At 61.8% G+C, this 26,887-nt stretch carries 22 protein-coding genes; 13 read left to right on the top strand and 9 right to left on the bottom strand.

What is annotated here, in order from left to right; all coding sequences use genetic code 11:
* Positions 1–71: 71 nt before the first annotated feature.
* On the bottom strand, positions 72–911 hold the full coding sequence (locus Aeroheme_RS19625) for an SPOR domain-containing protein (RefSeq protein ID WP_168236021.1): 840 nt from the start codon (positions 909–911) through the stop codon (positions 72–74).
* A gap of 3 nt (positions 912–914) precedes the next feature.
* Complete coding sequence (argS, locus tag Aeroheme_RS19620) at positions 915–2,660, bottom strand: arginine--tRNA ligase (protein ID WP_262112577.1); 1,746 nt, start codon at positions 2,658–2,660, stop codon at positions 915–917.
* 314 nt (positions 2,661–2,974) lie between these two features.
* On the opposite strand from argS, the gene Aeroheme_RS19615 reads away from it, so the two are divergent.
* The 3 genes from Aeroheme_RS19615 (at position 2,975) to Aeroheme_RS19605 (ending at position 4,893) form a co-directional block, all read left to right on the top strand.
* On the top strand, positions 2,975–3,541 hold the full coding sequence (locus Aeroheme_RS19615; RefSeq protein ID WP_411166416.1) for an LON peptidase substrate-binding domain-containing protein: 567 nt from the start codon (positions 2,975–2,977) through the stop codon (positions 3,539–3,541).
* 124 nt (positions 3,542–3,665) lie between these two features.
* A complete protein-coding gene (locus Aeroheme_RS19610) occupies positions 3,666–4,235 on the top strand; it encodes a sigma-70 family RNA polymerase sigma factor (protein ID WP_025328693.1) in 570 nt (189 codons plus the stop codon).
* Positions 4,228–4,893 (top strand): ChrR family anti-sigma-E factor, encoded by a 666-nt coding sequence (locus Aeroheme_RS19605; RefSeq protein ID WP_289978315.1) that lies wholly within the window; start codon positions 4,228–4,230, stop codon positions 4,891–4,893. Before Aeroheme_RS19610 ends, Aeroheme_RS19605 begins: the two co-directional genes overlap by 8 nt.
* A 64-nt stretch (positions 4,894–4,957) precedes the next feature.
* Here the strand turns inward: Aeroheme_RS19605 and bacA are convergent, their stop codons facing one another.
* The 6 genes from bacA to galE form a co-directional block, all read right to left on the bottom strand.
* A complete protein-coding gene (bacA, locus tag Aeroheme_RS19600) occupies positions 4,958–5,773 on the bottom strand; it encodes an undecaprenyl-diphosphate phosphatase (protein ID WP_106885514.1) in 816 nt (271 codons plus the stop codon).
* 226 nt (positions 5,774–5,999) lie between these two features.
* Positions 6,000–6,995 (bottom strand): aldo/keto reductase, encoded by a 996-nt coding sequence (locus Aeroheme_RS19595; RefSeq protein ID WP_411167267.1) that lies wholly within the window; start codon positions 6,993–6,995, stop codon positions 6,000–6,002.
* 130 nt (positions 6,996–7,125) lie between these two features.
* Positions 7,126–8,118 (bottom strand): galactose-1-epimerase, encoded by a 993-nt coding sequence (gene galM, locus Aeroheme_RS19590; RefSeq protein ID WP_411166415.1) that lies wholly within the window; start codon positions 8,116–8,118, stop codon positions 7,126–7,128.
* 48 nt (positions 8,119–8,166) lie between these two features.
* Complete coding sequence (galK, locus tag Aeroheme_RS19585; RefSeq protein ID WP_163148386.1) at positions 8,167–9,315, bottom strand: galactokinase; 1,149 nt, start codon at positions 9,313–9,315, stop codon at positions 8,167–8,169.
* On the bottom strand, positions 9,312–10,358 hold the full coding sequence (locus tag Aeroheme_RS19580) for a UDP-glucose--hexose-1-phosphate uridylyltransferase (protein ID WP_205598901.1): 1,047 nt from the start codon (positions 10,356–10,358) through the stop codon (positions 9,312–9,314). The genes galK and Aeroheme_RS19580 overlap by 4 nt, the downstream gene beginning before the upstream one ends.
* A gap of 51 nt (positions 10,359–10,409) precedes the next feature.
* Positions 10,410–11,423, bottom strand: a complete 1,014-nt coding sequence (gene galE, locus Aeroheme_RS19575; RefSeq protein WP_163148388.1) for a UDP-glucose 4-epimerase GalE — start codon at positions 11,421–11,423, stop codon at positions 10,410–10,412.
* A gap of 217 nt (positions 11,424–11,640) precedes the next feature.
* On the opposite strand from galE, the gene Aeroheme_RS19570 reads away from it, so the two are divergent.
* From Aeroheme_RS19570 to Aeroheme_RS19545, 6 genes are all read left to right on the top strand, one after another.
* Entirely contained in the window at positions 11,641–12,645 is a 1,005-nt protein-coding gene (locus Aeroheme_RS19570) for a substrate-binding domain-containing protein (protein WP_163148389.1), read from the top strand.
* A 578-nt stretch (positions 12,646–13,223) separates the two neighbouring features.
* Entirely contained in the window at positions 13,224–16,265 is a 3,042-nt protein-coding gene (locus tag Aeroheme_RS19565) for a beta-galactosidase (protein ID WP_411166414.1), read from the top strand.
* 221 nt (positions 16,266–16,486) lie between these two features.
* A complete protein-coding gene (mglB, locus tag Aeroheme_RS19560; protein WP_111910882.1) occupies positions 16,487–17,473 on the top strand; it encodes a galactose/glucose ABC transporter substrate-binding protein MglB in 987 nt (328 codons plus the stop codon).
* 53 nt (positions 17,474–17,526) lie between these two features.
* Positions 17,527–19,047: a galactose/methyl galactoside ABC transporter ATP-binding protein MglA gene (mglA, locus tag Aeroheme_RS19555; RefSeq protein WP_041206573.1), complete on the top strand. Its 1,521-nt coding sequence runs from the start codon at positions 17,527–17,529 to the stop codon at positions 19,045–19,047.
* 15 nt (positions 19,048–19,062) lie between these two features.
* A complete protein-coding gene (mglC, locus tag Aeroheme_RS19550; protein WP_106885521.1) occupies positions 19,063–20,073 on the top strand; it encodes a galactose/methyl galactoside ABC transporter permease MglC in 1,011 nt (336 codons plus the stop codon).
* A 58-nt stretch (positions 20,074–20,131) separates the two neighbouring features.
* Positions 20,132–21,865, top strand: a complete 1,734-nt coding sequence (locus Aeroheme_RS19545) for a methyl-accepting chemotaxis protein (RefSeq protein WP_411166413.1) — start codon at positions 20,132–20,134, stop codon at positions 21,863–21,865.
* A gap of 804 nt (positions 21,866–22,669) precedes the next feature.
* Here Aeroheme_RS19545 and Aeroheme_RS19540 read toward each other — a convergent pair.
* Positions 22,670–22,846 carry a hypothetical protein gene (locus Aeroheme_RS19540; RefSeq protein ID WP_411166412.1) on the bottom strand — a complete coding sequence of 59 codons (177 nt, stop codon included), beginning with the start codon at positions 22,844–22,846 and terminating at the stop codon, positions 22,670–22,672.
* Between the two features lie 191 nt (positions 22,847–23,037).
* Here Aeroheme_RS19540 and Aeroheme_RS19535 point away from each other — a divergent pair, with 191 nt between their 5' ends.
* From Aeroheme_RS19535 to argF, 4 genes are all read left to right on the top strand, one after another.
* Positions 23,038–23,250 carry a hypothetical protein gene (locus Aeroheme_RS19535; RefSeq protein WP_411166411.1) on the top strand — a complete coding sequence of 71 codons (213 nt, stop codon included), beginning with the start codon at positions 23,038–23,040 and terminating at the stop codon, positions 23,248–23,250.
* Positions 23,251–23,593: 343 nt separating this feature from the next.
* The gene (arcA, locus tag Aeroheme_RS19530) at positions 23,594–24,814 is read left to right on the top strand and encodes an arginine deiminase (RefSeq protein WP_106885524.1); all 1,221 of its coding nucleotides are present in this window, start codon (positions 23,594–23,596) and stop codon (positions 24,812–24,814) included.
* 62 nt (positions 24,815–24,876) lie between these two features.
* Positions 24,877–25,803 carry a carbamate kinase gene (gene arcC / locus Aeroheme_RS19525; protein ID WP_163148393.1) on the top strand — a complete coding sequence of 309 codons (927 nt, stop codon included), beginning with the start codon at positions 24,877–24,879 and terminating at the stop codon, positions 25,801–25,803.
* Between the two features lie 70 nt (positions 25,804–25,873).
* Positions 25,874–26,878: an ornithine carbamoyltransferase gene (gene argF / locus Aeroheme_RS19520; RefSeq protein WP_411166410.1), complete on the top strand. Its 1,005-nt coding sequence runs from the start codon at positions 25,874–25,876 to the stop codon at positions 26,876–26,878.
* The last annotated feature ends 9 nt before the right edge of the window (positions 26,879–26,887 follow it).

Below are 26,887 nucleotides of genomic sequence, written 5' to 3'. Positions count from 1 at the left end.
GGCGAGGGAGAGGGGAGTCGAAAGGAGAAGGGCCGGGGTTGTCCCCCGGCCCTTCTTGATTGGCTGTGTGGCTAGCCTTTCTTGGGAATGCAGCCGCTGATGCCGGAGCCTTGCAGCTTGCGGTTGGCCGCATCGACGGCCGCCTTGCCGCTGAAGGGGCCCACCATCACCTTGTAGACGGTGCCATTGGCGCCATTGACTACCTGCAGGCTGGAGGAGAGGCCGGCGCCGAAGGCGATGCGCGCCTTGAGCGATTCGGCGGAATCCTGCGAGCGCAGGGCGGCGCACTGCATCATGTAGCGACCGCCGTCGGCTGCCGCCGTCTGGGTCGCCGCCTTGGCCTTGGCGGCCTCGGCGCGTTCCCGCTCCAGTTCGGCACGGATCTCCCGCTCCATCCGCTCACGCTCTGCCTTCTGGTCGATCACCTGCTCTTGCGCGCTGGCGACCGGGGCACCGGTGGCCGGCTTGGTCGGTTGCACCGGTTGCGGCTGGAAGGGCTTCACCTGACCTAGGGGGGTCCCCGGTTGGGGGATCTCGGTCGGTACCGGCTGCGGCAGCTTCTCGGGTTGCAGGGTGAGGGTCTCGGCAGGCGGTGGCGGCAGCACGCCCGGCTGGGGCGGCGGCTCTATGATGTCCACCTGCTTGTTCTCCAGCCGCTCTATGTAGCTCCACTTCTCCTGGGGCAGGGTGTGACCCTGTGCCTTGGGTTTGTTGGCCTTCACCTGCTCTTCTATGGTGGGGGCATCCGCCCCCTTGCCGTTGATCAGGTAAAGGAAGGCGCCAAAGCCGACGACCAGGGCCCCGGCCAGCAGTGCCGGGATAACAGGAAAGCGGCGAGGTGCCGCTTTCTTGATGTTACGACCACCGGCCCGTCGTCTCGGGCTGTTGCCGACGTAATCCCGGGTCGCCATCTATTACATGCGCTCCAGGGTATGGATGCCCAGCACGCCCAGGCCCAGCTTGAGCACCTTGGCGGTGGCGGCGCACAGCAGCAGGCGGCTGTTGCGGGTCGCTTCGTCCACGCCGTCCTTGTTGATCGGGCAGGCTTCGTAGAAGGTCATGAAGTTACCGGACAGCTCGTACAGATAGGTGCACAGCAGGTGCGGCATGCCCTTGTCCGCCACGCCGTTGACCGCATCGGAGAACTGGATCAGCTTCTGGGCCAGCACCTCTTCGGCCTCTTCGTTCAGGGTCACGTGGCCGGTCAGGGCCTCGGCATCTATGTTCGCCTTGCGGAAGATGGACTGGATGCGGGTATAGGCGTACTGCAGGTAAGGGGCAGTGTTGCCTTCAAACGACAGCATCATGTCCCAGTCGAAGATGTAGTCTGTGGTGCGGTTCTTGGAGAGATCCGCATACTTGACCGCGCCCATGGCGATGGCGTGCACCACCTTGGCCTTGTCTTCGGCGCTGAGATCGCTGTTGCGGCTCTCCAGCAGGGCACTCGCGCGCTCTTCGGCCTCGTTCAGCAGATCGACCAGCTTGACGGTGCCGCCGGAGCGGGTCTTGTAGGGACGGCCGTCCTTGCCCAGCATCATGCCGAAGGCGTGGTGCTCAAGCGGCACGGATTCCGGCACATAGCCCGCCTTGCGGGTGATGGTCCAGGCCTGCATCAGGTGCTGGTGCTGACGGGAGTCGATGAAGTACATGACACGGTCGGCGCCCAGGCTCTCGTAACGGTACTTGGCACAGGCGATGTCGGTGGTGGTGTAGAGGAAGCCGCCATCGCTCTTCTGGATGATGACGCCCATGGGCTCGCCATCCTTGTTCTTGAACTCGTCGAGGAAGACCACGGTCGCGCCTTCGCTCTCGACCGCCAGGCCCTTGGCCTTCAGGTCTGTGACGATAGTGGGCAGCATGTCGTTGTACATGGACTCGCCCATGATGTCCTTGTTGGACAGGGAGATGTTCAGGCGATCGTAGTTGCGCTGGTTCTGCTCCATGGTCATGTCGACCAGCTTCTTCCACATGGTGCGGCAGTACTCATCGCCACCCTGCAGCTTGACCACGTAGTTGCGCGCGCGCTCGGCGAAGGCTTCGTCTTCGTCGTAGTGACGCTTGGCCTGGGTGTAGAAGGCTTCCAGGTCCTTGAGCTCCATGTCGGAGGCGTGCTCGTTGGCCATCTTCTCCAGGTAGGCGATCAGCATGCCGAACTGGGTGCCCCAGTCGCCGATGTGGTTGGCACGCACCACCTTGTGGCCGAGGAACTCCAGGGCGCGGGCGGCGACGTCACCGAGGACTGTGCTGCGGATGTGGTGCACCGCCATCTCCTTGGCCACGTTCGGCGCCGAGTAGTCCACCACCACGGTTTGCGGGGTCGGCAGCTTCACGTTGGCGTTGGCACTGGTCACCATGGCTTCCACCTGACCGGCCAGCCAGCTCGGGTCGAAGAAGAAGTTGATGAAGCCGGGACCGGCGATCTCGACCTTGGCGATCAGATCGGAGGCGGGCAGGTGCTCTATGATGGCAGCGGCCAGCTCACGGGGGTTCTTGCGGGCCGGTTTGGCCAGCAGCATGGCCAGGTTGGTGGCCAGGTCGCCGTGAGCCTTCTCCTTGCATCGGTCTACTTGCACCCGGGCTTCCAGGTCGGCCGGCAAGACGCCCGCGGACTTGAGATTGGCTACCGTTTGTTCAAGTAGATGATGAATATGCTCTTTCATAACTGACCACCGAGGTTGCGCGTCGAAAAATGACTGACTGGATAAGGGCGTGAATTTTACCCGCATCGGGCCGAGAAAACTATAGGAATGGCCCGACCCCCTTGGGGTGGCGGATATTTCACTGCGTTTTTCACCACATTGCAGAATATTGATTTGAATAAGTGGTGGTTATCCATTTCTACTGCATATCGAAGCGGCTTGTCCAGGCTATTTTCCCCTGATTGTTAAGGGGTTATTTATTCCAATTTGGTCTGAATGATCCCGCGCCGTCCGGCGGTCGTATCCTTATAGGAAGTCGCTAGAGGACGATCCCGATGACACTGGTGCTGTTTCCACTCTCCGCCCACCTGCTGCCCGGCGGCATCATGCCGCTGCGCATCTTCGAGCCCAGGTATCAGCGCATGATAGCCGAGGTGCGGGAGCGGGAGTTTGCGCTCTGCATGCTGGACCCCCGCCAGCCCGACGCCATGCGCAACATGTATCCCATCGCCACCCGGGTGCGGATCATCGATTTCGATCTGCTGCCGGACGGCCTGCTCGGCATCACCGTGCTCGGGGTGGCGCGGGTCAGGATAGTCGATCTGTGGCAGGAGTCCGATGGTCTGCGGGTGGGCGAGGTGGAGCCGCTGCCCCCCTGGCAGACCAGCCGGCTCAATGCGGATCAGCACTCCCTGGTCAAGGCGCTGCAGGATGTGTTCAACGACTACCCGGAATACGCTGCCCTCTACCCCGAGCCCGACTGGGACGACGCCAGCTGGGTGGCCCAGCGCTGGCTGGAGGTACTGCCCATCCCGGTGGAGCAGAAGCAGTGGCTGGTCGCGGCCAAGGATAACCAGCCCGCCCTCTCCCTGCTGAGCGGCCTGCTGGTCGCGAGCCACTGAATTCCCGTCCCCGGTGATCCTTTTGCCCCGCCCGTCGTAATGGTGATGACAGCAACACTCAAGGGATGGCGCAATGGCATATACTGGCCAACCACAATCGGCTCCACGCAGGATATCGCCCCCCATGGACAACCCAGATGGCGATCTGACGTCTCTTCTCATTCGGGTGGCCGAGCATGGCGACAAGGTCGCCTTCGCCACCCTGTTCCACCACTTCGCGCCGCGCATCCGCAGCTATGGGATGCGCCACCTCGGCAGCGAGGCCAACGCCCTCGAGCTGGTACAGGAAACCATGCTGCTGGTGTGGCAGAAGGCGCGGCTCTATCACCCCGAGAAGGGGGCGCCGACCACTTGGATCTACACAGTGATGCGCAACCAGAGCTTTGACATGCTGCGGCGCCGTCGCGCCAGCAAGGAGGATCTCTGCGCCGAGGAGCTGTGGCCGCTGCTGGAGTTCAGGGCGGAAGAGGAGCACCTGAGCGGCGGGGAGGACGCCGTGCTGACCCGCCAGATGGCAGATTACCTCGCCACTCTGCCGGAGCCGCAACAACAGGTGGTGCGCGGCATCTATCTGCAGGAGTTTTCCCAGCAGGAGCTGGCCGACAGGCTAGGCGTCCCGCTCGGGACCATCAAGTCCCGCCTCCGGCTGGCATTACAGAAACTGAAAGAGCAAGTGGAGCAAGGCCATGATTAAGACCCATCCGACCGAACTCATGTTGCGGGCCTTCGCCGCCGACGAGTTGCCCCTGCCGTTGGCCGTCGGTGTCTCCGCCCATTGCGAGCTCTGCCCCGAGTGTGCCGCCCAGGTGCAGACCCTTGAGGCTGAGCTGGCGAACCGGCTCCTGGCGCCAGCCGCGCCGGACCAGGGGCTGCCGGCCGGGCTCGACGCCATGCTGGCGGAGATACTGCAACAACCCGTGGCGACCGTGGCCGAGCTAGCGCAGCAGGTGCGGCCGGCCCCCGAGTTGCGGGTCGCGGGCCAATCCTACCGGCTGCCACGGGTGCTGGCCCGCCACCATGCGCCCAAGTGGCGCCATGTGGGCGCCATTCGCCAGCACAGCCTGCCGCTCGACGAGATGGGGGCCCGCGCCAGCCTGCTCCACATCGAGGCCGGTGGCCGCATCCCCGAGCATACCCACAAGGGCTATGAGCTGACCCTGCTGCTGGCAGGCAACATGCAGGAGGGGGACATCTGCTATCAGGCGGGGGACTTCATCTGGCGCGACGCCAGTCACGCCCACAGCCCGCACACCCCGGACGGCTGCCTCTGCTACACGGTGCAGGACGCACCCGTCCACTTCACCAAGGGACTGTCTCGGCTGCTCAACGGCATCAGCCATCGCCTCTATTGAGTGCGGGCAGCAATAGAAAAAGGGACCTTAACGGTCCCTTTTTTCATCAGGCAATCCCTCGGGATCAGGCCACAAATACCAGGTAGACGGCGAAGGCCACCACGAAGCGGTAGATGGCGAACGGGATGAAGTCGAGGCGACGGATCAGCGCAAGGAAGGTCTTGATGGCGACCATGGCGACCGCGAAGGCGGTGACGAAGCCCACCGCAAACATGGGGAAGTCGGCCATGGAGAGGAAGTCGCGGCTCTTGTAGAGGTCCAGTCCGCTGGCCGCCATCATCATGGGCACCGCCATGATGAAGGAGAATTCGGCCGCCGCATGGCGGCTGATGCCCATCAGCATGCCGCCGCTGATGGTGGCGCCGGAGCGGGAGAAACCGGGCCAGAGCGCCAGGCACTGGAACAGACCTATGCCGAACGCCTGCTTGTAGCTGATGTCGTCCAGGGTCTCGGCGGTGACGGCTGGGCGGAACTTCTCGGCGATGATGAGCAGTATGCCGCCGGCCACCAGGGCATACATCACGGTTTCAGGGCCAAACAGATGGGCCTTGATCCAGCTGTGGATGGCCAGCCCGATGAGCACGGCGGGCAACATGCCGAGGATGATGTGCACCAGGGAGAGGGTGGCATGCCCAGGTGCCGGTTTCTGACCGAAATGGATGCCGATGAGGCCGAACAGCCGGCGCCAGAACATGACGACCACAGCCAGGATGGAGCCCAGCTGGATCACCACCTCGAAGGTGGCGGCCTTGGGGCCTTCGAAACCGAGCAGGTGGCCGACGATGATCATGTGGCCGGTGGAGGAAACGGGCAGAAACTCGGTCAGGCCTTCCACTATGCCCAGCACGAAGGCCACAAACAGGGCGTAGGATTCGGTCATGGTACAGATCTCTTGGTTGATGGGTCCGGATAAAATCAGCCCCGATCAGGGTCGGGGCGGCCAATGATGGCGGAAAATCACGCGGGCAACCAGAGATTATTGGAAGGGACAGTCGAACCCGCTAGGTGCCGCGCGGCCGGTGTCGTTTGTCTGCGGGTGGCGCGGGGCAGGGGCCGACAGTCCCCTGGTTCCGTCATCTTCTGACATGGTCAGCGGTATAGGCCCGTCATGCCAGCACCGCCAGGATCTGCTGCTGCAGCGCCTCTTCCAGCGGCGGCAGGGCCAGGGCTTCGACCGCGCTTACTATCTGCTGCGGGCTGCTGGCGCCGATCAGGGCGCAGCTCACCACGGGATCGCGAAGCACCCACTGCAATGCCAGCTGTGACAGGGGCTGCCCTCGTTGCTGCGCCAGGGCATGGAGGGCGCGGATGCGGGCCAGCTTGTCCGGGGTGATCTGGTCTGGCTGGAGGAAGGGGCTGGCGCTGGCGGCGCGGGAGTCCGCCGGGATCCCCTCCAGGTAGCGATCGCTCAGCAGGCCCCCCGCCAGGGGCGAGAAGGCGACCACCCCCACTCCCTGCTCGCGGCAGACCGGCAGCGTCTCGGCCTCGATGTCGCGCTGGAACAGGGAGTACTTGAGCTGGTTGACCAGGCAGGGGGTGCCGAGTTCGGCCAGCCGGGTCGCCGCCCTGGCGGCAAGCTCGGCCGGGTAGTTGGAGAGGCCGACGTAGAGCGCCTTGCCCTGACGCACCATGAGCGCCAGCGCCTGACAGGTCTCCTCCAGCGGGGTGCGGGGATCCGGCCTGTGGTGATAGAAGATGTCCACATAGTCGAGCCCGAGCTGGCGCAGGCTCTGGTGCAGGCTGGCAAAGAGGTACTTGGCGCTGCCGCCATCGCCGTAGGGGCCGTCCCACATCACATAACCCGCCTTGCTGGCGATGATCAGCTCGTCTCTGTAGGGGGCCAGACTGCGTTTGAGCACGCCGCCGAAGGTGGTCTCGGCGGAGCCCGGCGGCGGCCCGTAGTTGTTGGCGAGATCGAAGTGGGTGATCCCCAGATCGAAGGCCTGATGCACCATGGCCTTCACCCTGGCGGGATCGCTCCCGGCGCCGAAGTTGTGCCAGAGCCCGAGGCCTATGCCGGGCAGGCGCAGGCCGTGGCGACCGGCGGCTCTGTAGGGCTGGCGCTGGTAACGATCCGGCGCGGCGAGGTAGTGATCATCCATGTTCATCAAGACTCCTGAGTTGGCTCGGTGGACTGTCGTCAGCAAGAGAGGGTGAAGAATCCCACCTCTCCCCTTCATAAGAGGCGTCATAGCGCCTCCCCCTTTCGAAGGGGGAGATCGGTAGGGGGTCTTAGCCTGCGGGGATCAGGCGGTAACGGGTCTGGTGGTGATACAGCTGGCCCGGCAGCAGCCAGGGGTCGCCGAGCTCGGGCCGGTTCGGGCTGTCCGGCAGCTGTTGCGCCTCCAGGCAGAAACCGTCGTAATCCCGGTATGGTCGACCGCTGCGGTCCGGCGTGCTGGCCAGCCAGTTGCCGGTGTAGAACTGCAGGGAGGGTTGATTGGTATGGACCTCCATCACCAGCTGCTTATCCCCTGAGACCACCCTTGCCGCCAAGGCCTGTTCGGAGCCGTTCAGCAGAAAGGCGTGATCAAAGCCCTTGGCCTGCTGCTGTTGGGGGTGGCTCAGCCAATCCTGGCCTATGGGGCGTTCGGTACGCAGATCGAAGGGGCCCTCCACCGGCGTGATGGCGAGCGGCAAACCGCTCTGGTCGGTGGGCAGGAAGCGATCGGCATTGATACTGATGGCATGACTGCGAATATCAGAGTGCAGATCGCTGCCGCTTTGGTGGCCATCGAGATTGAAATAGGCGTGGCTGGTGAGGCTGACCGGGGTCGGCGCGTCCGTGCTGGCCCTGAAGTCGACCACCAGATCCTGCTGCTCCAGCCGATACTCCAGGGTCACCCGAAGGTTGCCGGGGAAGCCCTGATCTCCCGCCCTTGAGAGCAGGGCCAGCCTGACCCTGTCCGCCTCCCGTTCCTTTATCTGCCAGGGCTGACGATGGAATCCGGCTCGTCCGCCGTGCAGGCAATGGGGGGCCTGATTGGCGTCCAGGGACCAGCGTTCGTCCCCTCGCACCAGCTCGGCGCCGCCGATGCGGTTGGCAAAGCGCCCCGCCACTGCCCCCAGCCACACCTGCTGGGTGGCATAGGCTTCATCGGTGCAGCCCAGCAGCACTTCACGGCGCTGGCCCGCTACCGGCAGGCTGAGGGAGGTGAGGGTGGCGCCAAATTCGAGGCCGCGCAGGCGCAGCCCCTCCTCGTTTTCCAGTTCGAATATCTTCATGGTTTGCCCGTTTCTATGGTCAGTGACCTATCACTCATCTGCTTCCCGTTAGAGCCTGCCAGCCCCGGCGCTGGCGCGGCAGACGTAGCAGTCCGCCTTGAGGCCAAACCTGGCCGGGTACTGGGCCTCGACCACGGCGATCACCTCGTCCACCTGCGCCGGGCGCAGCAGGGCCACCACGCAGCCACCGAAGCCACCCCCTGTCATGCGCACGCCGCCCTGGGTACCGATCTCTGCCTTGATGATCTCCACCAGGCCGTCGATGGCGGGCACGGTGATCTCGAAGTCATCCCGCATGGCGGCATGGGACTGGCCCATCAGCTCGCCGAGGCGCACCAGATCGCCAGAGGCCAGCGCCTCGGCGGCGGCCAGGGTGCGGGCGTTCTCCCCCACCACGTGGCGGGCACGACGGTAGCAGGCTTCGTCCAGCCCGGCCTTGCCCGCTTCCAGCGCGGCCAGATCCAGGTCGCGCAGGGCCTTGACCCCGTAGTGACGGGCGGCGGTCTCGCACTGCTGGCGACGGGTGTTGTATTCGCTGTCCACCAGGCCGCGGCGCACGTTTGAGTTGACGATCAGCACCGCCAGATCTTCGGGCATGGGGATGAGGCGGGTCTCCAGGGAGCGGCAGTCCAGCAGCAGGGCGTGATCCTGCTTGCCACTGGCGGAGATCATCTGATCCATGATGCCGCAGTTGCAGCCGACGAACTGGTTCTCCGCCTGCTGGCCGTTGAGGGCGATCTCGGCCTGGCTGATGTGAAGCCCCAGGGCCTCCTTGAAGGCCTGGCCTATGGCCACCTCAAGAGACGCGGACGACGACAGGCCGGTCCCCTGGGGCACGTTGCCTGAGACCACCAGATTGAGGCCGCGCAGGGCATGGCCACGGGCTTGCAGATGCTTGACCACGCCGCGAATGTAGTCGCTCCAGCGCTGGTCCGGATGATGGGTGATGGGCTTGTCCAGGTCGAACAGATCCCGTTGGTTGCCGTAGTCGGCGGCGATCACGTGCACCAGGTTGTCGCTGCGCAGGCCGATGGCGACACAGGTCTCGTAGTCGATGGCGCAGGGCAGCACGAAGCCGTCGTTGTAGTCGGTGTGCTCGCCGATGAGGTTGACGCGACCGGGGGCGCGCACCAGCAGGTCGGGTTGTTGCTCAAACTGCTCGGCAAACACGGCGCTGACGCGTTGGCTCGGGGTCATGGGGTCACCTCATTGGCTTTGTAATGAACGGGGGAGAGGGAGCGCAGGCGCTCGGCGGCCTGTTCCGGGGTCAGGTCTCGCTGGGTTTCGGCCAGCATCTCGAAGCCCACCATGAACTTGCGTACCGTGGCGGAGCGCAGCAGGGGCGGATAGAAGTGGGCGTGCAGTTGCCAGGCCTCGGGGCAATCCGACTTGGGCGGCGCGAAGTGCCAGCCCATGGAGTAGGGGAAGCTGCACTCGAATAGATTGTCGTAGCGGCTGGTGAGCTCCTTGAGCGCCACCGCCAGATCCTCTTGCTGCTCCTGGGTGAGATCCAGCAGGGAGGGCACATGGGCCTTGGGCAGCAGCAGGGTTTCGAACGGCCAGGCCGCCCAGAAGGGCACCACTGCCAGCCAGTGTTCGGTCTCCACCACTATGCGGGATCTGTCCGCCAGTTCCCGCTCCACATAGTCCAGCAGCAGCGGGCGGCCGTGTTCGGCCAGCCAGTCGCGCTGGTGCTGCTCTTCGCGGGCGATCTCGTTGGGCAGGAAGTCGCTGCCCCACAGCTGGCCATGGGGATGGGGGTTGGAGCAGCCCATGACGGCGCCCTTGTTTTCAAAGACTTGCACCCAGTCCCACTGGCTCGACAGCTCGGCCACCTGGCTCATCCAGGTGGTGATCACCGCTTCTATGGCGGGCAGCGCCAGCTCGGGGAGTGTCTTGCCGTGATCCGGCGAGAAGCAGATGACCCGGCTGGTGCCGCGGGCGGCCTCCAGCTTCAGCAGGGGATCCTGCTGGCTGTCGGCGGCCGGGGTGTCCTGCATCAGGGCGGCGAAGTCGTTGGTGAAGACGAAGGTTTTTTGATAGTCGGGATTCTGGTCGCCGGTGACGCGCTTGTTGCCCGCACAGAGGAAGCAGTCCGGATCGTGGGACTGGCTCGGTGCCTGGCTTATTTTTTCGACCTGACCCTGCCAGGGGCGCTTGGCCCTGTGGGGGGAGACCAGCACATATTGGCCGGTCAGCGGGTTGAAACGGCGGTGGGGGTGATCAACAGGGTTGAACATCATCACTCCAATCAATGAGTTGAGAAAATCGTAACGGGCAGGCCGTCAGGCCTACTCCTCGTAACCGTTCGGGTTGGCGAACTGCCAGCGCCAGCTGTCGGCGCACATGGCCGCGAGATCCCGGGTGGCATGCCAGCCCAGCTCGCGCTCGGCCTTGGCGGGATCGGCCCAGCACTCGGCGATGTCACCCGGGCGTCTGGGTTCGATGCGACAGGGCAGGGGGCGGCCGCATGCCGCCTCGAACGCCGCCACCATCTGCAGCACGCTCTGGCCCTGGCCCGTACCCAGGTTGTAAGGGTGGACGCCGCCTCGCCCCGCACAGTGGTGCAGCGCCTTGACGTGCCCCTCGGCGAGATCCATCACATGGATATAGTCGCGCACCCCTGTGCCGTCCAGGGTGTTGTAATCGTTTCCAAAGACCGAGAGACAGTCACGACGGCCAATGGCCACCTGAGTGATATAGGGCATGAGATTGTTGGGCATGCCCTGGGGATCCTCCCCCAGGGTGCCGGACTCGTGGGCGCCGACCGGGTTGAAGTAGCGCAGCAGCGTCATGCTCCAGTGGGGTTCGGCGGCCTGCAGATCCTCGAGGATCTCCTCGATGATCAGCTTGGATCGGCCATAGGGATTGGTGGCGCTGCGCGGGAAGTCCTCCCGGATGGGGGTGCTGGCCGGGTCGCCGTAGACGGTGGCCGAGGAGCTGAACACCAGGTTGTGAACCCCGGCCCGCTTCATCGCCTGCAGCAGCACCAGGGTGCCGCTCAGGTTGTTCTCATAATATTCGAGGGGGATCCGGGTCGATTCGCCGACCGCTTTCAGGGCGGCGAAGTGGATCACTGCGTCTATCTGCTGCTCGGCGAAGATGCTGTCCAGCAGGGCCGGATCACGGATGTCCCCCTGATAGAACTTGGGCATCTGCCCGCTGATGGCGGCGACCCGTGTCAGCACGGCGGCCTTGCTGTTGCAGAGGTTGTCCACCACCACGGGCTCCATGCCTGCCGCCTGCAAGGCCAGACAGGTGTGGCTGCCGATATAGCCGCAACCGCCGGTCACCAGTACTCTCATCCTCTTCTCCACCGTTTGTGCCTCACGCAAGGAAAGCCTGAGCAGGAGTCTAGCCGAGGGGCTGACGGACAAACTGTGAACTGGTTAACAAATATGTGGAAACGATTACACTTGTTTGTGTGGTTATAAATGCATCGACATGGCTTTTCCCCCTGTTATCAGTGACATTGCCCGGTATAATGGCGCCATATCGAACCGTGAAATAAGTGAAAACAGCATGAGCACCATCAAGGATGTCGCCCGTTTGGCCAATGTATCGGTGGCAACGGTTTCACGGGTGATGAACAACTCACCCAAGGCCAGCGCCGCCTCCCGCGAGGTAGTGCAGAAGGCCATGGCCGAGCTGGGCTACACCCCCAACGCCAACGCCCGGGCCCTGGTCAGCCAGACCTGCGACACCATGGGGGTGGTGGTCGGTGACGTGGCGGATCCCTTCTTCGGAGCCCTGGTCAAGGGGGTCGCCGCCGTGGCGGTGGAACAGGGGTTGCACCTGCTGATGGGTAATGGTTTTCACCGCGCCCAGCAGGAGCGGGAAGCCATAGATCTGCTGATCGGCAAGCGCTGCGAGGCGCTGGTGGTGCACAGCAAGGCGCTCAGCGACGAGGAGCTCATCGACTACGCCCTGCGAGCCCCCGGCATGGTGCTGATCAACCGCGACATCCCGAGCCTTCGGGGCCGCTGCATCGCCCTCAACAACCGGCAGGGGGCCGCCACCGCGACCCGCCATCTGCTGGAGCTGGGGCACCGTCACATCGCCTTCCTCAGTTCGGATCACGCCATCGAGGATGCCCTGCTGCGCCATCAGGGTTATCAGGATGCCCTGGCCGAGGCGGGTTTGAGCGCCGATCCCGAGCTGGTGGAGAGCGGCATGCCCAATGAGGAAGGGGGGGAGCGCGCCATGCTCAACCTGCTGGCCAAGGGGCTGCCCATCACGGCCGTGGTGGCCTACAACGACGCCATGGCGGCAGGGGCCATCTCGGTGCTGGCGGACAACGGCCTCAAGGTGCCGGAAGAGGTCTCTGTGGTGGGCTTCGATGACATCATCTATGCCAGATACCTGAGACCCAAGCTATCCACCATGCGCTATCCCATCGAACTCATGGCCGCTCAGGCCGCCAAACTGGCGTTGCAACTCGCCGCCGGGGAGAGCGAGACGGTGCAGAGCCGGATCTACACCCCGACCCTTATCAACCGCCACTCGGTCGCGCCCGTCAGGCTCTGATCGCCGCATCTTCTCGCCGCCGTCATGACGGTGGAGTGAAGGCGGTAGAGGCGTGTTTACAGGCTCACGCTCTGCCCCCCCTTGCCGCTGTCATGGCGCTGGCGTGAAGGCGGCAGAGGCGTGTTTACAGGCTCACGTTCTTCCCATTTGCCGTTGTCATGGCGCTGGAGTGGGGGGGCAGAGGCGCCGCTACACGCCCAGATCACTGTTCAATTGCCGCTTGATGGCGTCCGCCAGTCTCTGAACAATTGCATCCGATGGTCCCCACCGCTCTGAAGGCTGTGTCTCCTTGCCGTTTTCTGACGGTGGATTGGAGGCGCCTCTGATGACGCGCTCTGACTGGCTCCCATTCGAGGCCAGATTTATCTCTTTTTCCCCGGTTTCCCCGTCTGAATCGCCCTGTTTCAGCCTGCCTATCCTGTGGGGCGATCTTTTACTTTCATTTATCTTATTTTTACCCTGTTTTACTTAACAAAATCAGTGTAATCGTTTACATCTGTGTGAGCGAGATCGCCGATCACCGGGCAAAACTCCCCTACACTGCATGCGTTATCTGTTTCATGCAGGGAGAGAGAAGAATGCTCAGGGAGATAGTGGCCCGTCAGGACTGGCAGACCCAGGCGATTACATCGGTGAATCGTCTGCCTGCCCATACCCCCTTGTTCAGCTGGCGCAGCGAGGCCGATGCCCGTGCCGGGCTCCCTTCGCCCTCCCGCATGCTGCTCGATGGTGACTGGCGTTTCTCCTTCTTCGAAGCCCCTGAGCTGGTGCCAGAGCGCTGGGTGAACGAGGATCTAGCCGACGCGACCCCCATCAGGGTGCCCGGCAACTGGCAACTGCAGGGGTTTGATCGCCCCATCTATACCAACATCAAGTACCCCTTCCCCTGCGATCCGCCCCGGGTGCCGGCCGAGAATCCCACCGGCTGCTATTCCCGCGAGATTGAACTGCCCGCCGACTGGCTGGCCAGCGGCCAGACCCGCATCATCTTCGATGGGGTGGACAGCGCCTTCCATCTGTTCTGCAACGGCCGTTGGGTCGGTTACTCCCAGGACAGCAGGCTGCCCGCAGAATTTGATCTCGGCGACTTCCTGCAGGCCGGTCCGAACCGGCTGGCCGTGCTGGTGCTGCGCTGGTCCGATGGCTCCTATCTGGAGGATCAGGACATGTGGCGCATGAGCGGCATCTTCCGCTCCGTCAGCCTGCTGCACAAACCCGAGCGCCGGTTGCTGGACGTGCGGCTGACACCTGTGCTGGACGCCTGTTACCGGGACGCCCGCCTCAAGGTGGCGCTTCAGGTCAATGAGGGCGCCGGGCTGGCGGTGGAGGCCAGGCTCTATTTCGGTGAGACGCTGATCGCCGATCGGCGCCAGCCGCTCGGCACAGGCGCCATCGACGAGAAGGGCGCCTACCCAGACAGGACCGAGCTGTGGCTGGATATAGCGGCGCCGCACAAGTGGAGCGCCGAGACGCCGCACCTCTATCGACTGACCCTGACCCTGCTGGACGAGCAGGGGGAGCCCATCGAGAGCGAGGCCCATGACGTGGGTTTTCGGGCGGTGGAGATCAAGGGCGGCCTGCTGAGGGTCAACGGCCAGCCGCTGCTGATCCGCGGCGCCAATCGCCACGAACACGATCCCGCCCTGGGCCATGTGGTGACCCCTGCCGCCATGGAGCAGGATCTGCGGTTGATGAAGCAGCACAACTTCAACGCGGTGCGCTGCTCTCACTACCCCAACCATCCCGAGTTCTATCGACTGTGTGACCGGCTCGGCCTCTACGTGGTGGACGAGGCGAACCTGGAGACCCACGGCATGACCCCCATGGGGCGGCTAGCGCAGGATCCCGCCTGGAGCAACGCCTTCCTGGAGCGGGTCACCCGCATGGTGGCGCGGGACTTCAACCACCCCAGCATCATCATCTGGTCCCTGGGCAACGAATCCGGTTATGGCCCGGCCCACGACGCAATGTATCAGTGGGTCAAACGGGCCGATCCGAGCCGGCCGGTCCAGTACGAAGGGGGCGGGGCCGATACCCCGGCCACCGACATCATCTGCCCCATGTATGCCCGCACCCATCAGGATCAACCCTTCCCGGCGGTGCCCAAGTGGGCGCTGGCCAAGTGGATAGGCCTGCCGGACGAGACCCGGCCGCTGATCCTCTGCGAATATGCCCACGCCATGGGCAACAGCCTGGGGGGCTACGCCCACTACTGGCAGGCGTTTCGCGATCATCCCCGCTTGCAGGGCGGCTTCGTGTGGGATTGGGTGGATCAGGGGCTCGACAAGCAGACCGACGATGGCCGCCATTTCTGGGCCTATGGCGGTGACTTCGGCGATCTTCCCAACGATCGCCAGTTCTGCTGCAACGGCCTGCTGTTCCCGGACAGGACACCGCATCCCGCCCTGTTCGAGGCGAAACGGGCCCAGCAGCCCTTCATGCTGACCCTGCAAAGCCGGCAGCCGCTCCGGGTCGAGATCCGCAGCGAATACCTGTTCCGCCCCACGGACAACGAAGTGTTGCGCTGGCAGCTGCTGGAGGACGGTGTGGTGCTGAGCCAGGGTGAGTGCCCGCTCGAGCTGGCGCCCCAGGGCTGCGTGACGCTGACCCTGCTGGAGCGGCTGCCGGGCTTTGCCGCAGGCACCCTGGCCTGGCTGGATCTGACCATAGTGCAGCCCACCGCCACGGCATGGGCCGGGGCGGATCACGAGGTGGCGCGCCAGCAATGCATGCTGCCGACCCCTCTGGCCCTGCCTGTTACCCGGGCGCCCGCCTCATTGAGCGAGCAGCCGGACCACTGGCTGGTGCGTGCCGCAGGCAGCGAGTGGCGGCTGGACAAGGCCAGCGGCCGCATCAGCAGCTGGCAGAAACAGGGTCATGAGCGGCTGCGGGATGCCATAGCCGATCACTTCTACCGGGCACCGCTCGACAACGACATCGGCACCAGCGAGGCGGATCACGCGGATCCCAACGCCTGGATTGCCCGCTGGCAGGAGGCCGGGCTCAATGATCTGCAGCACCGCTGCCTCGGCCTGGAGGCTAACCCCGATAAGGGGACGCTGGTCGTATCCCACGGTTACTTCGTCGGGGAGTCGCTGCGGCTGCTGACCCGCTGGCATCACAGCTTCGGTGCCGACGGCGCCATGGCGCTGCGCATAGAGGTGGAGGTTGCCGCCGATATGCCGTCCCTGCCCCGCATCGGGGCCAGGCTCTGGCTGGCCGACGAGGTTGATGAGGTGAGCTGGCTGGGACGCGGTCCCCACGAGAACTATCCGGATCGTCAGCTTGCCGCCGACCTCCATCGCTGGCAATTGCCGATCTCGGCCCTGCACACCCCCTATGTGTTCCCGACCGACAACGGGTTGCGTTGCGATACCCGTCAGCTGCGCCTCGCAGAGGTGAGCATGGAGGGCAAGTTCCACTTCAGCGTCAGCCGCTACAGCCAGCAGCAGCTGGCCCAGGCCCGCCACCAGACCGATCTGGTGGCTCAGGGGGGATTGCACCTCTGCCTGGATGGTTTCCACATGGGTGTAGGGGGCGATGACTCCTGGAGCCAGAGCGTGCGACCCGAATTCTGGTTGCCACCTGGAAGTTACAGTTGGAACTGTGTTCTACACTGAATCTGACGCCGATGACGAAAATGGATTCGTAAAGGTCTTTTAATTGGTTATCTGATTGATTTTAAAATGTTTTATGTCTATGTAACAGAGTGTAAACGTTTTCATTTTGTTGCCATGATCACAGACCGCCATACAACAAACTGATTACATTAGGCTGGCGCCAGTTCAAACGGTGTACAGCATTCCCTACAAAAACAGATATTAGAGATCGGAGCATAACAATGAAAAAACTCACGACAGTTGCCACCTTGCTGATGGGACTGATGGCGGGAGCCCAAGCCCAGGCCGATACCCGTATCGGTGTCACCGTCTACAAGTATGACGACAACTTCATGGCGGTAGTGCGCAAGGCCATCGAGAAGGAAGCGGCAGCCAATCCCGGTGTGGAGCTGCTGATGAATGACTCCCAGAATGACCAGTCCAAGCAGAACGACCAGATCGACGTGCTGCTGGCCAAGGGCGTGAAGGCGCTGGCCATCAACCTGGTTGACCCGGCGGCGGCCCCTGTCGTGATCGAGAAGGCCCGTGCGGACGAGATCCCCGTGGTGTTCTACAACAAGGAACCGAGCGCGGCCGACCTGGCCAGCTATGACAAGGCCTACTACGTGGGTACCGACTCCAAGGAGTCAGGCATCATCCAGGGCCAGCTGATCGCCAAGCACTGGAAGGCACACCCTGAGTGGGATCTGAACAAGGATGGCGTCATCCAGTTCGTACTGCTGAAGGGCGAGCCGGGCCACCCGGATGCCGAAGCCCGTACCACCTACGTCGTCAAGACCCTGAATGACGGCGGCGTCAAGACAGAGCAGCTGCACATGGATACCGGTATGTGGGATACCGCCATGGCGAAAGACAAGATGGACGCCTGGATCTCCGGCCCCAACGCCAACAAGATCGAAGTGGTCATCGCCAACAACGACGGCATGGCAATGGGTGCTGTTGAATCCCTGAAAGCCCAGGGCAAGAGCGCCATCCCGGTATTCGGCGTCGATGCCCTGCCGGAAGCCCTGGCCATGGTCAAGAGCGGTGCCATGGCGGGTACTGTGCTGAACGATGCGGCCAACCAGGCCAAGGCCACCTACGAGCTGACCAAGAACCTGGCTGAAGGCAAGCCGGCCGGTGAAGGCACCAACTGGAAGATCGACAACAAGGTCGTGCGTGTTGCCTACGTGGGCGTTGATAAAGACAACCTGTCCCAATTCGAGTAATTCCCCCCTCCAGGGCAAGGGAGATCCCCTTGCCCTTTTTTCAACCAGATGTGATGGCTGATATGACAACACGGCAACAATCAGAATGGCTGTTGGAGATGATTGACGTCAGTAAGAGCTTTCCTGGCGTCAAGGCACTCGATAATGTCAATTTACGGGTCCGTCCTCATTCTGTGCATGCGTTGATGGGCGAGAATGGCGCAGGAAAGTCCACGCTGCTCAAGTGCCTGTTCGGCATCTACGAGAAAGATCAGGGCAAGATCTTCTTCAAGGGCGAGGAGGTCAACTTCACCTCTTCCAAAGAGGCGCTGGAAAATGGCGTATCCATGGTGCACCAGGAGCTGAACCTGGTATTGCAACGCACCGTGATGGACAACATGTGGCTAGGTCGCTATCCCACCAAGGGCTGGTTCATCGACCACGGCAAGATGTATGACGACACCAAGCGCATCTTCGACGAGCTGGACATCGACATAGACCCCCGGGTCAAGGTCGGCACCCTCTCCGTCTCCCAGATGCAGATGATCGAGATTGCCAAGGCATTCTCCTATGACGCCAAGATCGTCATCATGGACGAACCCACCTCCTCCCTGACCGAGAAAGAGGTCAACCACCTCTTCAAGATCATCAACAAGTTGAAGGACAAGGGGTGCGGCATCGTCTACATCTCCCACAAGATGGAAGAGATCTTCCAGCTCTGTGACGAGATCACCATATTGCGGGATGGCCAGTGGGTGGCGACCCAGCCGCTCGAGGGCATGACCATGGATCAGATCATCGGCATGATGGTCGGTCGTGAGTTGACCCAGCGCTTCCCGGAGAAAACCAACCAGCCGAAAGAGGTGATCCTCGAAGTCGAGCACCTGACGGCCAAGAACCAGCCCTCCATCAAGGACGTGAGCTTCAACCTGCACAAGGGAGAGATCCTCGGCATCGCCGGTCTGGTGGGGGCCAAGCGCACCGACATAGTCGAGACCCTGTTCGGCATCCGCGATCACAGCGACGGTGTCATCAAGCTGCACGGCAAGGAGGTCGCCAATCGCAACGCCCACGAGGCGATCCAGAACGGCTTCGCCCTGGTGACGGAGGAGCGCCGCTCCACCGGCATCTACTCCCGTCTCGATATCGCCTTCAACTCCCTGATCGCCAACATGGACAGCTACAAGGGATCCATGGGGCTGCTCAGCGACAACAAGATGAAGAGCGATACCCAGTGGGTCATCGACTCCATGCGGGTCAAGACCCCGACCCAACAGACACAGATTGGCTCCCTCTCCGGGGGCAACCAGCAGAAGGTCATCATAGGCCGCTGGCTGCTGACCCAGCCGGAGATCCTGATGCTGGATGAACCGACCCGCGGCATAGACGTGGGCGCCAAGTTCGAGATCTATCAGCTCATCCTGGAGCTGGCGAAGAAGGACAAGGGCATCATCATCATCTCGTCCGAGATGCCTGAACTGCTGGGGATCACGGATCGCATCATGGTCATGAGCAATGGCCGGGTCGCGGGGATCGTCAACACCAAAGAAACTGACCAGAGCGAGATCCTGCGCCTGGCATCTCTGTACCTATAAAGACAGGAAGACATTATGGAGTCGGCTAAAAATTTCAATCTGATGCAGGCGCTCAAAGAGAACGCCATCTACCTGGTGCTGCTGGTGTTGCTCATGATCATAGTGATCCAGGAGCCCTCCTTCCTCAGCCTCACCAACCTCAGCAACATACTGACCCAGTCCTCGGTGCGGGTCATCATAGCCCTCGGGGTGGCGGGCATCATCATCACCCAGGGTACGGATCTCTCGGCCGGTCGTCAGGTCGGTCTGGCGGCGCTGATCGCGGCCACCATGCTGCAGGCGCTGACCAACGTCAACAAGGTGTTCCCCAGTCTGGGTGAAGTGCCCATTCCTGTGGTGATCCTGCTGGTGTGTGCTGTGGGTGCCCTGATCGGTCTGGTCAACGGCCTGATTGTTGCCTACCTGAACGTGACGCCCTTCATCACCACCCTGGGCACCATGATCATCGTCTACGGCATCAACTCCCTCTATTTTGATTCCGTGGGTGCCTCCCCGGTGGCCGGCTTCGACCCCCGCTTCTCCAGCTTCGCGCAGGGCTTTATCCGGATAGGGGGATTCAAGCTTTCGTATCTCACCTTCTATGCGGCCATCGCCAGCGTCTTCGTCTGGGTGCTGTGGAACAAGACCCGCTTCGGCAAGAACATCTTCGCCATCGGTGGCAACCCGGAAGCCGCCAAGGTCTCCGGCGTCAACGTAGCGGTCAACCTGGTGATGATCTACGCCCTGGCCGGCGTCTTCTACGCCTTCGGCGGCATGCTGGAAGCGGGCCGCATCGGCAGCGCCACCAACAACCTCGGCTTCATGTATGAACTCGATGCCATCGCGGCCTGCGTGGTGGGCGGTGTCTCCTTTGCCGGTGGTGTGGGGACTGTCGCCGGTGTCATCACAGGGGTGCTCATCTTCACCCTGATCAACTACGGCTTGACCTACATAGGGGTCAGTCCCTACTGGCAGTTCATCATCAAGGGCGGCATCATCATTCTTGCCGTGGCCCTGGACTCCATGAAGTACGCCAAGAAGAAGTAAGCATTGGCAGAGAGGGTCGGACATGTTCCGGCCCTTTCTACTTGGAGGGACCCACCCCATGCCATTCAAAGTCAAAATCAACGTCCTGCTGCTGCTCGCCATCCTGGTCACCATCGGCACCGCCTGGTTCAGCGTCAATCACTTCATCAGTGGCTATATCCGCACCCAGGCGACCCAGAACATCAACGAGCAGATCACCCTGGTCAAGGAGAAGCTGGCCGGTGACATCAACCAGAAGGTGCTGCTGGCGGCGAACCTCAACCTCGGGGTGACCAGCGTCAAGAAGGCGCTGCAGGAGACCGGCTTTCACAACATCGTCAAGCTGATCGGCGACATGGCGTTCGACGTGAACGGGGTCATCGACGACAAGGCCAGGGTTGAAGCCCTGCGCAAGCTGATCCCCGCCGCCAACAACCAGATCACCGTCAGCTCGCTGGAGCAGCTGGACGGCAAGCCGGTCATCTCCATCCTAGTGCCCCGGGGTGCCGATTCCGCCTACCTCTATTACCTCGATATGAGCGAGTTCAAGGCGCTGCTGGCCAAGGTAAGCGGGGAGGGGCGCTACTTCTCCCTTGCGGACAGTCAGGGCCAGGTGCTCTACAGCAGCAAACCCCAGGGAGAGAGCGAGTCTCGCCCCAACCAGCTGGATATCCGTGGCAGCCAGTGGACCCTGACCGGTTACGTGGACCTCGATTACATCCGGTCCATGACCCAGGCACTCAACGGCAAGATCACCCTGGCCCTGCTCGGGGTAGCGGCCCTGGTGCTGGTGATCTCCATGGTGGCCCTCAACCTGGCCTACCGCCCCATCCTCTCCCTGCGTGATCTGGTGCAGGAGCTGTCCAGGGGCAGCGGCGATCTGACCCGCCGTCTGACGGTGACCAGTACGGATGATCTCGGCCAGATCTCGGCCGGCATCAACCGCTTCATCGAGCGGCTGCAGGAGATGATGGGAGAGGTACGGGAAGCCAGCGGCCAGCTCAACGAAGGGATATCGGGTCTGGCCAGGCAGACGGGCTCGGCCCAGGGGCTGCTGGCCGAGCATGTGCGAGAGACCGAACAGGTGGTCACCGCCATCAACGAGATGAGCCGTACCGCCGTCTCGGTATCGGAGAGTGCCGCCAGCACGGCCCAGCTGACCGGCCAGAGCCAGCAGCTCGCGAGCCAGTCGCGCCGGGTGGTGGATCAGGCCATGGCCAGCGTGACCGCCCTGGTGACAGAGGTGGAAACTACGGCACACTCCATCGCCGCCATGCAGCAGGATGTGCAGCAGATTGGCTCCATCCTCGGGGTCATCGGCAGCATCGCCGAGCAGACCAACCTGCTGGCCCTCAACGCCGCCATCGAGGCCGCCCGTGCCGGCGAGCAGGGGCGCGGCTTTGCCGTGGTGGCCGACGAAGTGCGCTCCCTGGCGGGCCGTACCCAGCAGAGCACGGCCGAGATCCAGACCATGCTGACCCGGTTGCAGCGGGGAACCCAGACTGTGGTGGCCGCCATGGGCAACACCCGGCAGAGCTGTCAGGATGCGGCAGAGAACACCAGCAAGGTGAATGCGTCGCTGGATCTGATGGCGGGGGAGGTGGTGGAGATCAACGATCTCATCAGTCATATCGCGACAGCGGCGGAGCAGCAGAGTGCGGTCGCCGAAGAGATCAACCGCAACATGAGCGCCATCGCCGAGGTGATCACCCAGCTAAAGGGCAATGGTGAGCGGACTGTGGAGAGTTCGACCTCAATGCAGCACACCTATGACAGGCTGCGGGAGATAGTGGGGCACTTCCGGCTGGAGTAAGGTCGGTTGGACGGGTCGTGGGCACCCTGGCCGTTGGCGCCAGGGTGGCAGCTCACCGGGAAAGTGTGAAAAATTCCCAAAAAAAGATGGGGGCGACTTGCGTCGCCCCCGATAGTCTTATCGCTCATATCCTTGAACGAAGTTGCTCCCTGCAATCCCTGACTATACCTCTTCCTTTAGGTTTCCCCTTCCCAATCCTTTGGGGTGTCCTTTAGCCATCATGGCCTGACGAGTCATCCGTTCCCGTCGCACTTTCTCCGTCCTGGGAGGTGTCCTTTACCACATCCTGTGGTGAGTCCATTTGCCCAACCCTGGCAGCCAGTCTTCCTGACCGACTTCATTGCGTCCGTGCAGGAGTAACTATAAGGATTTCCCGGGGGAGGACAACGGCATGTTGAAAAACGTTTTTTCGAAACTCGTTTCTCGAGAAATGATAATGATGTTATTTCGTTGTAAATCATTTAGTTGTGATTTTTTAGTGCGGTTTTTTTGCTCTTATCTTCCGACTATGGCGAGAATTTTTGAGGCGCTTGGCTTACGCCGGCTATGGCGAATGTCTCACGGCTCGTTTAACTGAGGTTCAGGAAAGTCGCCAGGCTCAGAGTCGATCGCGGATAGGCGAGTCGAGGTCGTCAGCATCCAGGGTCAGAGGCACCTGTGCCAGGACGGGTCGAGGGGGGAACACAGAGGGTTGCATGGGGTTGCTGGCCGGAAGCGGCTAAAAGGAGCGGGCTATCGGGGGAGGGGTATGCCGGTGTGGGGAACTGACAACCCAGGAGGAGGCGTTCTCCCCCTGGGGCAGTATCAATGGTGCTGCTGGCCGCCATGCTGTTGGCACAGATAGGCGGGGAGCAGCTTCTGGGGAGCCTGGTCAACATGGCACACCACCAGCGGCATGGCGGGGGCGCCCTGGGCCTGAACCAGGGTCGGGGCCATGGGCAGAACCAGGGCGACCAGTAGAAACAGCGATTTGATCTTCATGGTTATCTCCTTGGTGATAGAAAATAGCGTGATCCTGATCACTTTCTGAGTTAAGGCGAACCCGGGAGTGGCGCAAGGTGGCGCAATAAATTCAACTAATGAAAAAACTTTAAAACCCGGATGCAATGGCGCTGGTGAGAAAAGCATCGCCAGGATGCGCCCAGAATGCATATCCATATAAAGGAGATGCGATGAGCACCCTGATACGGAGGGCTGCCCGTGCGGGTTGGCGCCGATGCCATGATCTGGGACAAGAGATGGATTATTCAGGCGAAGGGATGAAGATGACTATTTATGTGGTGAGCGGCGGGCGTATTTATGAGGATAAATGCATGGATGAACGTATAAAATTCAAACAAAAAATAAAATCCATCCATGCCAATGATTTTATTGGTTATTTTTAATTGATCATATCCATTTGTAGATATCCTACATGAATGAAAACGGTATCCTGGTGAAATAAAACCTGCCCTTATTGCGTCGTTATGCGGCAGCCGTTAATGAGTAAATGTCATTTATGTAAACTCCATCATAAATTAACTCCTGATTTTATTCAGTCTAGAGTGAATGTGATCAATGTCTAAGTTTGTGGTGATTACTAGTCCTAACCTCTGTCACGAAAGGCAAGGGCAGGATAGAACACAAGCCGAGTACCCTACATAAAGAATATCCCGCCTTAGCCACGAGCCAGAATAGAAGGAATCTATTCAATCACTCGCAGGGACCACTGCTAGACGGAATATAATCATGAGCAAATTTTATGTAGGTTCTGAAGTTGGCCAATTGCGCCGTGTCATGCTGCACCGCCCCAACCTCAGTCTGAAGCGCCTGACCCCTTCCAACTGCCAGGATCTGCTGTTCGATGACGTCCTGTCCGTTGAACGTGCCGGTCAGGAGCACGACAAATTCGCTCAGGTACTGCGCGATCAGAATGTCGAAGTCTTCCTGCTGACCAACCTGCTTGCCGAAACCCTGGATGTGCCGGAAGCCAAAGCCTGGCTGCTGCAACACCAGGTCTCCGATTATCGCCTCGGCACCGCACTGGCCAATGACGTGCGCTGCTTCCTGGCTGACATGCCGCACCGCGAGCTGGCCCGCATCCTCTCCGGTGGCCTGACCTACTCAGAGATGCCCTTCAGCGGCGTCAACATGGTAGTGGGCATGCACGCTCCGACCGACTTCATCATAGAGCCGCTGCCCAACCACCTCTTCACCCGTGATACCTCCTGCTGGGTTTACGGTGGCGTCTCCATCAACCCCATGGCCAAGGCCGCCCGTCGCCGCGAAACCAACCATGTGAAGGCCATCTACCGCTGGCACCCGCAGTTCGCCGGTCAGGACTTCATCAAGTACTTCGGTGACGAGGATCGTGACTACGACAACTCCACCATCGAAGGGGGTGACGTCCTGGTCATCGGCCGTGGCGCCGTGCTCATCGGCATGTCCGAGCGCACCACGCCGCAAGGGGTGGAACACCTGGCCCGCGGGCTGTTCAAGCACGGCCAGGCCAAGCAGGTCATCGCCATGCAACTGCCGAAACACCGCAGCTGCATGCACCTGGACACCGTCATGACCCACATGGACATAGACACCTTCTCCGTCTATCCGGAGGTCATCCGCAAGGATGTGAACTGCTGGAGTCTGACTCCGGGCGGTGCCACCGGCATGAACATCAAGGAAGAGGGCTACTTCGTCACCGCCATCGAGAAGGCGCTGGGCGTGGATCAGCTCAAGCTCATCACCACAGGTGGTGACAGCTTCGAGGCCGAGCGCGAGCAGTGGAACGATGCCAACAACGTGCTGACAGTGCGTCCCGGCGTGGTGGTGGGTTACGAGCGCAACACCTACACCAACGAGAAGTACGACAAGGCCGGCATCACAGTGCTGCCCATCCCGGGTGAAGAGCTGGGACGTGGTCGCGGCGGCGCCCGCTGCATGAGCTGCCCGATGGAACGTGACGGCATCTGACAAGACGGCGTGGCGCCGGCAGAGGCTGGCGCCACACACACCAAGACTCGAGAGTAACACTCATGAAAAAACCAACTGTCGTCGTCGCCCTGGGTGGCAATGCCCTGCTCCGTCGTGGCGAGCCCCTCGAAGCTGACATCCAGCGCAAGAACATAGCGACCGCCGCCAAGACCATCGCCCGGATCGCCGAGGAGTACAACGTGGTGCTGGTGCACGGCAACGGCCCGCAAGTCGGCCTGCTGGCTCTGCAGAACAGCGCCTATACCAAGGTCTCCCCCTATCCCCTGGATGTGCTGGGCGCCGAGTCCCAGGGCATGATCGGCTACATGCTGATCCAGGAGCTGAAAAACCTGATGCCGAGCCGCAACGTCACTGCGCTGCTGACCCAGGTGCAGGTCGACCCCAAGGATCCCGCCTTCGCCAATCCGACCAAGTTCATCGGCCCCGTCTATGAGGAAGCCGAAGCCCGCGCCCTGGCGGCCGAGAAGCAGTGGAGCGTCAAGGCCGACGGCAAGTTCTTCCGCCGCGTGGTGCCGTCCCCGCTGCCCCAGCGCATCGTCGAAGGCGACGCCATCGAAACCCTGATCGCCCAGGGCCACCTCATCATCTGTACCGGTGGTGGCGGCATTCCGGTGACCTGGGATGGCCAGTGCCTGACCGGCATCGAAGCGGTGATCGACAAAGACATGTCCGCCGCCTACCTGGCCAGACAGATCAAGGCCGATGCCCTGCTGATCCTGACCGACGCCGATGCCGTCTACCTGGATTGGGGCAAGCCGACCCAGCACCCGCTGCGGGTCACCAGCCCGGATGAACTGGCTGGCGTCAAGTTCGATGCCGGCTCCATGGGGCCCAAGGTCGAAGCCTCCTGCGAATTCGTCAAGGCAACCGGCGGCATGGTCGGGATCGGTTCCCTGGAAGATGGCCTCGCCATCCTCAAGGGGGAAGCCGGCACCAATATAGTCGCCACCCATACCGTGAATGCTTGAGTCGTTGAATCACTGCGTAGTTAATAACACTGCCCGAATTGGTCTGACACAAATATAGAGAGAACTCATCATGGCTTTTAATCTGCGTAACCGTAACTTCCTGAAACTGCTGGACTTCACCCCGCGCGAAATCCAATACATGATCGATCTGGCCATCGACCTGAAAAAAGCCAAATACGGTGGCTATGAGCGCAAACACCTGACCGGCAAGAATATCGCCCTCATCTTCGAGAAGACCTCCACCCGCACCCGCTGCGCCTTTGAAGTGGCGGCCTTCGACCAGGGCGCCCAGGTCTCCTACCTTGGCCCAAGCGGTTCCCAGATCGGTCACAAGGAGTCCATGAAGGACACCGCCCGGGTGCTGGGCCGCATGTATGACGGCATTGAATACCGTGGCTACGGCCAGGAGATAGTCGAAGAGCTGGGCGCCCATGCCGGCGTCCCGGTCTGGAACGGCCTGACCAACGAATTCCACCCGACCCAGATCCTGGCGGACTTCATGACCATGCTGGAGCACGGCAAGGGCAAGCGTCTGGATCAGATCAAGTTCGCCTACCTGGGTGACGCTCGCAACAACATGGGCAACTCCCTGATGGTCGGTGCCGCCAAGATGGGCATGGACATCCGCCTGGTTGCTCCCAAGGCCTTCTGGCCGGAAGAGGAGCTGGTCGCCAAGTGCCGCCAGATCGCCGAAGAGACAGGTGCGCGCATTCACCTGACCGAAGACGTGAAAGAGGGCGTGCTGGGTACCGACTTCCTCTACACCGACGTCTGGGTCTCCATGGGTGAAGCGAAGGAAGCCTGGGATCAACGGGTGAAACTGATGACCCCCTATCAGATCAACATGGACGTCATCAACGCCACCAATAACCCGGATGTGAAGTTCATGCACTGCCTGCCGGCGTTCCACAACGATGAGACCACCATGGGCAAGGAAGTGGCTGACAAATATGGCATGAAGGGTCTGGAAGTGACCGAGGACGTGTTCGAATCCGAGCACAGCATCGTGTTTGACGAGGCCGAAAACCGGATGCACACCATCAAGGCAGTGATGGTGGCTACGCTGGGCGACTAAGGTCGCAGT

The organism is Aeromonas sp. DSM 116730, assembly GCF_046581335.1.
Classification (GTDB): domain Bacteria; phylum Pseudomonadota; class Gammaproteobacteria; order Enterobacterales; family Aeromonadaceae; genus Aeromonas; species Aeromonas rivipollensis.
The sequence above is the reverse complement of the archived record's forward strand: the minus strand, read 5'-3'. Positions and strand labels throughout refer to the sequence as shown.

Coding starts and splice junctions, on each gene's coding strand:
- Aeroheme_RS19615 (WP_411166416.1), top strand. CDS start 2,975: ATGACACTGGTGCTGTTTCCACTCTCCGCCCACCTGCTGCCCGGCGGC.
- Aeroheme_RS19595 (WP_411167267.1), bottom strand. CDS start 6,995: ATGGATGATCACTACCTCGCCGCGCCGGATCGTTACCAGCGCCAGCCC.
- Aeroheme_RS19610 (WP_025328693.1), top strand. CDS start 3,666: ATGGACAACCCAGATGGCGATCTGACGTCTCTTCTCATTCGGGTGGCC.
- argF (WP_411166410.1), top strand. CDS start 25,874: ATGGCTTTTAATCTGCGTAACCGTAACTTCCTGAAACTGCTGGACTTC.
- mglC (WP_106885521.1), top strand. CDS start 19,063: ATGGAGTCGGCTAAAAATTTCAATCTGATGCAGGCGCTCAAAGAGAAC.
- Aeroheme_RS19570 (WP_163148389.1), top strand. CDS start 11,641: ATGAGCACCATCAAGGATGTCGCCCGTTTGGCCAATGTATCGGTGGCA.
- arcA (WP_106885524.1), top strand. CDS start 23,594: ATGAGCAAATTTTATGTAGGTTCTGAAGTTGGCCAATTGCGCCGTGTC.
- galK (WP_163148386.1), bottom strand. CDS start 9,315: ATGACCCCGAGCCAACGCGTCAGCGCCGTGTTTGCCGAGCAGTTTGAG.
- Aeroheme_RS19580 (WP_205598901.1), bottom strand. CDS start 10,358: ATGTTCAACCCTGTTGATCACCCCCACCGCCGTTTCAACCCGCTGACC.
- arcC (WP_163148393.1), top strand. CDS start 24,877: ATGAAAAAACCAACTGTCGTCGTCGCCCTGGGTGGCAATGCCCTGCTC.
- Aeroheme_RS19540 (WP_411166412.1), bottom strand. CDS start 22,846: ATGAAGATCAAATCGCTGTTTCTACTGGTCGCCCTGGTTCTGCCCATG.
- galE (WP_163148388.1), bottom strand. CDS start 11,423: ATGAGAGTACTGGTGACCGGCGGTTGCGGCTATATCGGCAGCCACACC.
- Aeroheme_RS19565 (WP_411166414.1), top strand. CDS start 13,224: ATGCTCAGGGAGATAGTGGCCCGTCAGGACTGGCAGACCCAGGCGATT.
- Aeroheme_RS19535 (WP_411166411.1), top strand. CDS start 23,038: ATGAGCACCCTGATACGGAGGGCTGCCCGTGCGGGTTGGCGCCGATGC.
- bacA (WP_106885514.1), bottom strand. CDS start 5,773: ATGACCGAATCCTACGCCCTGTTTGTGGCCTTCGTGCTGGGCATAGTG.
- mglA (WP_041206573.1), top strand. CDS start 17,527: ATGGCTGATATGACAACACGGCAACAATCAGAATGGCTGTTGGAGATG.
- Aeroheme_RS19605 (WP_289978315.1), top strand. CDS start 4,228: ATGATTAAGACCCATCCGACCGAACTCATGTTGCGGGCCTTCGCCGCC.
- argS (WP_262112577.1), bottom strand. CDS start 2,660: ATGAAAGAGCATATTCATCATCTACTTGAACAAACGGTAGCCAATCTC.
- Aeroheme_RS19545 (WP_411166413.1), top strand. CDS start 20,132: ATGCCATTCAAAGTCAAAATCAACGTCCTGCTGCTGCTCGCCATCCTG.
- mglB (WP_111910882.1), top strand. CDS start 16,487: ATGAAAAAACTCACGACAGTTGCCACCTTGCTGATGGGACTGATGGCG.
- Aeroheme_RS19625 (WP_168236021.1), bottom strand. CDS start 911: ATGGCGACCCGGGATTACGTCGGCAACAGCCCGAGACGACGGGCCGGT.
- galM (WP_411166415.1), bottom strand. CDS start 8,118: ATGAAGATATTCGAACTGGAAAACGAGGAGGGGCTGCGCCTGCGCGGC.